Genomic DNA, 8291 nt, shown 5'->3' on the forward strand with positions numbered 1-8291 from the left:
ATGTCCATGTCCACCCTGACCTTGCGAACCGTCCCAGCCTTACTAGCTTGGAACATGCCGGAATGGACTCCGACACCCGCAACGCCTCAACCTGCCGTGGACACCTCCGCGGACGAGGAGAGCGTGCGGCTAATGCTCAGGGTCAAGGAAGGGGACATGCGGGCCTTTGAACAACTGGTGGAGATGCACCAGCGCGCCGTGATCGGTACGGTGGCCCGGATGCTGAACAACATGGACGATGCGCACGACATCGCGCAGCAGGTCTTTGTGCGGGTTTGGCGCTCCGCCGCCCGCTATGAACCCAGTGCGAAGTTCACCACCTGGCTCTTCACCATCGCGCGGAATCTTGTCTTCAACGAGATGCGCCGTCGCGGGCGGAAGAAGGAAGTGTCCATGGAGGAAGACCAGGAGGAGCACCACCGGGAACATGCCACCTCGGCCCGGCAGAATCCTGACAATGTTGTCGCGCAAGGGGAGATGGAGTCCGCCATCGACCGTGCCATCCAGAGCCTGCCGGAGAAGCAACGCTTGGCGGTGAGTCTGCGGAAGGATGCGGATATGCCCTATGAGGAGATCTGCGAAATCCTGGGCATGTCCCTCTCAGCCGTGAAGAGCCTGCTCTTCCGGGCCAGAAACGAGCTCAAGGAAAAGCTGGCAGCCTACCTGGACGAGGCCTGAGGATCAAATTCCCCGGGGCGCCAACGGTGTGACGTGACTGGATCGTGACACGCTGCGGGCTCTCAAGGAATAATTCCGTTGGCAACTTGTCCCTGCGTGTGGCACCTCAGAAGTGATGCCCACGTCCCCCCTGCCAAGCATCCCTGCCGCCTCTGAGGCTGCTGAAGCCCAGCCCAAGAAGCCTCCCGCACTGTCGGAGCAGATCGGGGCGCTTTTGTCGTCGATGGGCGAGAGATCGATCCGCCTGCGCGACATCATAGAGGTGCTGCATGGCGGCACCTATCTCATGTTGTTGATTTTGCTTTCGCTGCCGTTTTGCATGCCCATCCCGCTTCTGGGGCTGTCCACGCCCTTCGGTGCGGTGATTGCCCTTATTGGCCTTCGTCTGGCCCTGAGGAAGGAGCCCTGGCTGCCGGACAGGGTGCTGAATGTGGAACTCTCGCCGAAGATGGCCGGTCGCATTCTCGGAGCCAGTCAGAAGGCCGTGCGCGGGCTGGAGAAGATGCTCCGTGTCCGCTGGTCGTTCCTGGTGGATCCTCCCGTGTTTCAGCACTTGTACGGTGCCATCATCTTTGCGTGCGGCTGCTTGCTGCTGCTGCCCCTGCCCATTCCCTTCAGCAATGTGCTGCCGGCCGTGCCAGTGATCCTGCTTTCTGGTGCCTTGTTGGAGCGGGATGGCAAGTTCGCCGTCGGTGGTATGGCGATGTTCCTCGTGAACCTCGCCTTCTTTGGCGCCATCTTCCTGGGCGGCGGCGTGGTCATCAGCTGGCTGGAAGCCTGGTTCAGCGGCATCTACGATCCCGAGGAACACCTCACGCCTGCCTTGGAAGAGATTCTGGAGTAGAGGAATTGATCCCTCGAACCGAAGACGCAAATCGTCTGGTGCGTCTCGGAACGCGGCAGGCGCTTGGAGGTCGCAATGCCAAAGGGATCCAAGGAGCGGCGGTTTGTGCCTGAACAACCGCCGAGGGAAAGCGGAGGGCTTGATCGCCAAAGAGCTACCACCGTATGTGGTCTAGCCGCTGCCTTCTTACTTGAAAACAAGCTTCCTCCGACAACCACCGGCGGTTGTGCAAGCACAAACCGCCGCTCCTTGTGAAGCTGTGGAGAAAGTTGCCTGATGTGACGCCAGGTGGTTGTGCATCACCTCGTTGTTGCCAAGGCGAGGGGAGTAGCCTTGATCTACACCCCCACCCAAGTCTGCTTCTCACTGCTCTGAAGGATGGCCTCGCAGAGCTTCACCTCATAATGGCCGTCATTGGCAGTCGCATACAGCACAGGGGTGGTCTTCCCACTAGCGATGTGCTCATACACGGCGCGGTAGTGCATCTTGTGCCCATCAGGGAAGCCCTCGGCATGGCCGCCGGGGTTGTCGGTGAAGTTCGCCACATCTTTGTCGAATCCGGCGGTGTTACGGGTGAGAACCTGATTGGGCTGGTCGCGATACCCAGCCTGGATTTCGTTGGGCTGCTGGAACTCCCACTGCACGCTGCCCTTGGTGCCGTAGATGCCCACATAAAGGCTGCACTTCCACCCCGCGGCCACCTGGGAGATGGCACAGTTCGCATGCGTGCCGGATACATGACCATGATCAGCGTCGCCAAACTTCAACAGCACGCTGCCAAAGTCCTCGGTATCCACTTCATAAGGGACCATGTTGGCGGGGTCCGCCAGGGAGGTGAAGGTCTGCACCTCGCCAGTGGGCCGGTAGCGGGTCTTGTGAAAGGTCTCGAGCGTGGCAAAGACGGACTCCGCCCGGGCCCCGAGGATAAAGGAAACGGCGTCGATCCAGTGCGTGCCGATGTCGCCGACGGCCCGCAGTTTGCCGCCCTCGCTGGAGAGCACACGCCAGTTGTAGTCCGTGTTCTTGAGCAGCCAGTCCTGAAAGAAGTGCCCCTGCACGTGGATGATGCGGCCTAGTTCGCCGCGCTGCACCATGGCGCGCATCTGCAGGATGGCAGGGTAGAAGCGGCAGAGATAGTTCACAGCAAAGACGCGATCACTGGCCGCGGCGGCGGCCACCACCTTGGCGGTCTCCTCAGTGGTCATGCCCAGAGGCTTCTCGCACACCACATGCTTGCCCGCAGCGAGGGCAGCCAGGGACTGCTCCACATGCACGCGGTTGGGCGAGGTGATGTGAACGACGTCCACATTGGGGGAGTTGATCAAGCTCTGGTAGTCGTAGTCACCGTACACCTCGGGGATGCCCCATTGGTCTGCCAGGGCCCGGGTGCCCTTGGTGGAGCCGCTGATCGCGGTGATCTGAACGCCCAGGCGCTTCAGAGCCTCGATATGGACGGGGGCGATGAAACCGGTGCCAATGATGCCAGCGCGGAGGTGATGCAGGGGAAGGGGCATGGGTGGAAGGAAGCGAGGAAAAATGAGAGGCAGACAAGAAGCGGGGATTCAATCGGATTCAGAGACTCTGGGCAAGCTCCAAGCACTTATGGCCGGGGCGGAGTCTCTGGGACGGCAAGAAACTGGACGGCATCCGCCACCACCACCTTGGTGGGATCGGTGCCTTCAGTGCTGATCCGCACGAAGCCGGACTTCCCGGCGGCGAATTCATAAACGCCCAAGCTGCGAAAGAGTCGGTCATGGGCAGGCTCCTCCTGCTGATTGATCCTAACGGTGGTGTCGCCTGCGGCATGGTGGATGGTCACCGGGGTGTTGGTCGCCCGGCGGACGTTGTAGCAATGCGCGACTCGCACCTCATAGCGACCCGTCTTGGGAAGATTGGGGGTGAAGGTGGCGGACTTGGTGCCTTTTCCCGTCTTCATGTCGTGAATGTAGCCCAGGCCGACGTAGGGTGGGGTGTGGGTGGAGTACTGCCAGTCGCCCACGAGTTCGGCGGCGGTCTCATCGACCACGATGCCTGGGAGTTTGGCAGGATCAGGCACGATGAATGGCACCAGCTCTGGTCGATCCACCTCGCCAGGGGCATGGGTGTTTGCCAAGGCCTTGGGGTGGGGTTTCAAGGTTGGAACGGGAGGGTCGGCATGCCCCGGGCCCACCAGGAGCAGCAACGTGGCTCCCACCCTGAGGGTGAGGGACAAGCGCCGCAGGGTGGCGGGAGGAGATGAAGGTCTCAAGTGGGGCACACCACCGATACGCCAATGTTGATGGAGGCTTGCAGAATTTGCATTGCAGGCAAGCCCGGGCAAAGCGATGAAGGAGGGGAATGTTCGGAAAAGGTGCTCCAGGAACAAAGCGCTTGTGTGCCCTCTATGCACTCAACGCGGCTGCCTTGGGGCTCTGGAGCGTGAACTTCCCCAGTGTGCTCAAGGCCCATGGGCTGGAGAGCCTGGTGCCCTATACCTTTGCGTGCAACGCCACTGCGGCGCTGCTCTCGCCCCTGGCGGTCGGGGCTCTGGCGGACCAGCGGATGGCTCCGGAGCGGGTGCTGCGTCTCCTCGGCCTGGGCACCATGTTCTTCCTCGGGCTGCTCTTCTTTGGCATTCAGCATCATTGGGGACCGGGATGGGTGTGGGCGCTGGCTCAGATCCACGCCCTGTGGTCGGTGCCCACGTTTGGTCTCACCACCAGCCTGGTGATGTCCCGCTTGAGCAAGCCCAAGGAGCAGTTCGGTCCGGTGCGGATCTGGGCCACGCTGGGTTGGATGGGGGCTTGTCTCATGGTGAGCTGGGTATTGCATGCGGACACGTCTGTCACCTCCGGCTACGCCGCGTGTGTGGTCTGGGCCATCACGGTGGGCATGACCTTTGCCCTGCCGTACAAGGAGCGTCTGCATCTACCCAAGCCCCGCCGCACGGTGAAGGAGATCATGGGGCTGGATGCGTTGCCGCTGTTGCGCCATCCTGATCACATTGTGGTGTTCGTCAGCGCTGCCCTGTTGAACATGGCGCTCGCTGCCTTCTATCCCTTTACGGTGCTGCATCTGGCCGACCGCGGCATCCAACAGGTCACCGCTGCCATGAGCCTGGGGCAAGTCACGGAGATTGTCGCCATGCTGGCGCTCTCCTCTATCATCACGCGAATCCGGCTTAAGTGGATCTTCCTCGCTGGCATCGCCTTTGGCGTCCTGCGTTATGCTTTGTTTGCTCTGGATAACGTCCCCGCGCTTCTCCTCGGCATCTTCCTTCACGGGTTCTGCTTCACCTTGTTCTTCGTCACCGCCCAGATTTATCTGGAACAGCGCATCCCCGGTGAAATGCGCGCCCGCGCTCAGGCCCTGCTCACCCTCATGATGGGCGGCTTCGGGAATCTCTTCGGCTATCTCGGCACCGGCTGGTGGCGCAAGTACTGTCAGTCCACCTCACCAGACGGTGCCATCACCAGCACAGCCTGGTCCACCTTCTGGATCGGTATGACCTTGCTAACTCTGGGCGTGTTTGTGTTCTTTGCCCTGGCCTATCAGGGGAGGAAGAGGGGGGCATTGGGAGAGGATGGTGAGGCAGGTCACGGTGGGCAGGAGAGGATGTAACCAGTGCAGCTTGGCCCTTGCACGCGAGAGTTGTCCAATCTGCATGGTCCTTCAAATATCAAGACACAAGCAGGTGAACCGTCTGGGCGGTTGAGTCTTGTGCAGTTGAGAGGCGTTTTTGAGAAAGTTATGTGGTGTGGTATATGGTAAAAAACACCCGTCTTGTTTACAAAACGATGGAAATACTATTGCAATTATTTGGGTGAATACACTATGGTGAATAAACCCCAAAAACCATGTTGAACTCTCTTTGCCTTAGGCGTGCTGTTCGTCTGCGCCATGGTCTTGAAACGTTGTTTCATAAATCCGTGAGCCCCGAGCCCTTGATTGTGAATCTGAGGGCGGGATGTCGGAAAGCGTGTGTTTCCATTTTGTTGGGGCGCGTGTCCAACAGAGCTGCATGATGTAGAATGGTGTGATGCGGTGACGCCACCTCCGCACGAGATACACCGTATTGCGCGCTTGATTCTTAGCCCTTGTGGCAGAGACCTGAGTTCTACTAAGGGGCATTGGATCTATATAGAAATTATGTCTCGTCCATTTTTCCATCTTGCATGGTTCTAATGGTTGGAGGAGTGCGTGTATTGCGGTGCAATGGAAAAATAATCATCACGAAAGGAACAAGATAGGAGATGAAATCGATCGCAATGTCCTTACGACTGGTTGATGGGGAACTTGGATTCTTGCATCTGCGAACTGCGCAATGGCAGAGGCGGCTGTTGGCCCTGTCCTTTTTTTTCCTGCTATCGCTAATTTCGTACTCTCAGATGGTTGATGCAGAGAGGGTCGGGTGTGGTCAGGGATTTACGTTAATTGTCGCAAATGACGGCAGTGTATGGGCAACTGGTGACAACGGCTACGGGCAACTTGGGCACAGCAATGCCACGGGGCAGCGGATTTTTGCGAAGTTGGATCAAATTAGCGATGTGAGGGCTGTTTCGGGAGGGCATCTTCATAGTGTCGCTCTCAAGAATAACGGAACGGTTTGGGCATGGGGATTCAATGCATCCGGACAGTTGGGCAGAGGGGACAATGCTCATAGCAGTGTTCCGATGCCGGTAGTTGGCCTTTCCGACATCGTCCGAATTGCCACCAGTTACAATCACAGTCTGGCATTGAAGTCTGACGGGACCTTGTGGGCGTGGGGCTATAACTTTGATGGCCAGCTTGGTGATTCAAGCAATTCTGACCGGAATCTCCCGGTCCAGGTTGCGGGACTCACTGATGTCGTCTCTATGTGCACTGGGGACGGACATAGTCTCGCCCTGAAGCAGGATGGCACTGTGTGGGCTTGGGGGCGAAACAACTCAGGCGCTCTGGGAGATAATACTTTCATTAGCAGTAATACCCCGGTGCAGGTCAGCACGCTGACGAATGTCGTGGCAATAGCCAGCGGCGGTGGAAAAAGTATGGCATTAAAGTCGGATGGCACAGTGTGGACTTGGGGCGCGAATTATGCCGGCCAGCTAGGTGATGGTAGCGCAAGTGACAGGGGACTGCCGGTACAGGTGGCTTCTCTAACAAATGTGGCGGCGATTGCAGGAGGATCGGGGTACAGCGTCGCCTTGAAACAGGATGGCACAATCTGGTCATGGGGTGATGGGACATTTGGTCAAATGGGAAACTATACCAAAGTTGGGAGTTATCTGCCCGTTCAATCTACCGAAACGAGCGGGGAAGTTGTGGCGCTTGTGGCTAATGGTATGCACACGATTGCCATCAGGAGCAATGGAAGTCTTGTTGCTTGGGGCTATAACGGTGTTGGGCAACTTGGGCAAGGGTTGCCATGGCAAGGCATCGTGCAGGAAAGCCTGCCACAAGTGGCCAGCGTCGCCACAAGAGGGGATCACAACCTTGCTATACGAGGCGACGGAAGCTTGTGGGCGTGGGGCTTCAATCACCATGGTCAGTTGGGCATAGGACACATCAATACCACAGGCATCCCGACTCAGGTTGCAGGCCTGACAGATGTCATATCAGCTGCAGGAGGCCGTTTTCACAGCCTGGCGGTGAGAGGAGACGGGACTGTTGTGGGATGGGGAAACAACAACTACGGTCAGGTCGGCGATGGCAGTCTTGTGAGAAGGAATGTGCCCACTTCGGGATCTGGATTAACAGGAGTGGTTGCGGTAGCCGGAGGCACTTTCCATAGCGTGGCTTTGAAGGGTGATGGAACAGTGTGGGCATGGGGCGCCAATTCGTACGGCCAGTTGGGTGACAATAGCACAACCAATAGAAGCTCTCCGATCCAGGTGGCAGGATTAAACAATGTGGTGGCAGTGAAGGCGGGGAATTTCCACAATCTGGCTTTGAAGAGTGATGGAACAGTGTGGGCATGGGGCGCCAATTCAGCCGGGCAGCTCGGCGATGGAAGTACTAGTAATAAACTGGTGCCAGTGCAAGCCAGCGGGTTGTCGAACGTGCTGGCGATTAGTTCCGGCGGACTTCATAGTCTTGCGCTGACCGCTGATAGAAAAGTGTGGGCTTGGGGGAGCAATTCCACCGGTCAGCTCGGTGATGGCTCTACAGCAAACAGAAATATACCAGTGGAAGTGAGTGGGCTGGTCGACGTGATGTCGATCGCGGGAGGTGGATCTCACAGTTTGGCAGCTGACCGGAGTGGTAGAATTCATGCTTGGGGTAGCAATTCATCTGGACAGTTGGGGGACAACACGTCGGCAGATCGTGTGCTCCCGCATGAAGTAAGTGAAATGCAGGGCGCTAAAAGTGTCGCTGCTGGAGTCAGTCACTCTATTGCACTTAAAGAAGACGGAAGCATTGCCCTATGGGGGGGGCATGAAAATGGGCAGTTAGGTGAAGGGATTTTGGACCCAGGAGAATGCACGCTGCCTGTAGGTATCGCCGATCACCTCAATATGTTGTCTGAATGCCCTCTTGCAAGTGTAGTTGAACCTGATGAATCAGGAACCTTGGCCTTGGGGGCCACACAGCGTCTGGTCGCTGAGGTGCTGACTGGGTCATCGCCAATTGCCAAAGTGCAGTTCTATCATCGTGGGGTTCTGATCGAAGAAGACCTGGCGACTCCTTTCGAATCGAATTTTTCGCCGACTACATGGGGTGACTTTAAACTTGATGTCGTGGGAGTGGATTCCAATGGGGTGCGTTCTCCGCATTCCGTTCCGGTGTTAATCAATGTTCCCTACGACAG

Annotated in this window: 6 protein-coding genes; 4 read left to right on the top strand and 2 right to left on the bottom strand. The window is 57.8% G+C overall.

Annotated elements, in window-relative coordinates:
- Positions 1 to 96: 96 nt before the first annotated feature.
- Both BV106_RS22350 and BV106_RS22355 read left to right on the top strand, forming a co-directional pair.
- Entirely contained in the window at positions 97 to 678 is a 582-nt protein-coding gene (locus BV106_RS22350; protein ID WP_038168441.1) for a sigma-70 family RNA polymerase sigma factor, read from the top strand.
- A 115-nt stretch (positions 679 to 793) separates the two neighbouring features.
- Entirely contained in the window at positions 794 to 1522 is a 729-nt protein-coding gene (locus tag BV106_RS22355) for an exopolysaccharide biosynthesis protein (protein ID WP_038168418.1), read from the top strand.
- A gap of 338 nt (positions 1523 to 1860) precedes the next feature.
- Here the strand turns inward: BV106_RS22355 and BV106_RS22360 are convergent, their stop codons facing one another.
- Together BV106_RS22360 and BV106_RS22365 are read right to left on the bottom strand one after the other, a co-directional pair.
- Complete coding sequence (locus tag BV106_RS22360; RefSeq protein ID WP_038168419.1) at positions 1861 to 3036, bottom strand: Gfo/Idh/MocA family oxidoreductase; 1176 nt, start codon at positions 3034 to 3036, stop codon at positions 1861 to 1863.
- Positions 3037 to 3122: 86 nt separating this feature from the next.
- A complete protein-coding gene (locus tag BV106_RS22365; protein ID WP_265595957.1) occupies positions 3123 to 3734 on the bottom strand; it encodes a xanthan lyase in 612 nt (203 codons plus the stop codon).
- A gap of 158 nt (positions 3735 to 3892) precedes the next feature.
- On the opposite strand from BV106_RS22365, the gene BV106_RS22370 reads away from it, so the two are divergent.
- The gene (locus BV106_RS22370; RefSeq protein ID WP_265595958.1) at positions 3893 to 5122 is read left to right on the top strand and encodes an MFS transporter; all 1230 of its coding nucleotides are present in this window, start codon (positions 3893 to 3895) and stop codon (positions 5120 to 5122) included.
- Positions 5123 to 5754: 632 nt separating this feature from the next.
- Positions 5755 to 8291 (top strand): hypothetical protein (locus BV106_RS37545; protein ID WP_265595959.1); only part of this gene is annotated, 2537 nt, incomplete at its 3' end.

It is taken from the genome of Verrucomicrobium sp. BvORR106, assembly GCF_000739655.1.
Lineage (GTDB): Bacteria > Verrucomicrobiota > Verrucomicrobiia > Verrucomicrobiales > Verrucomicrobiaceae > Verrucomicrobium.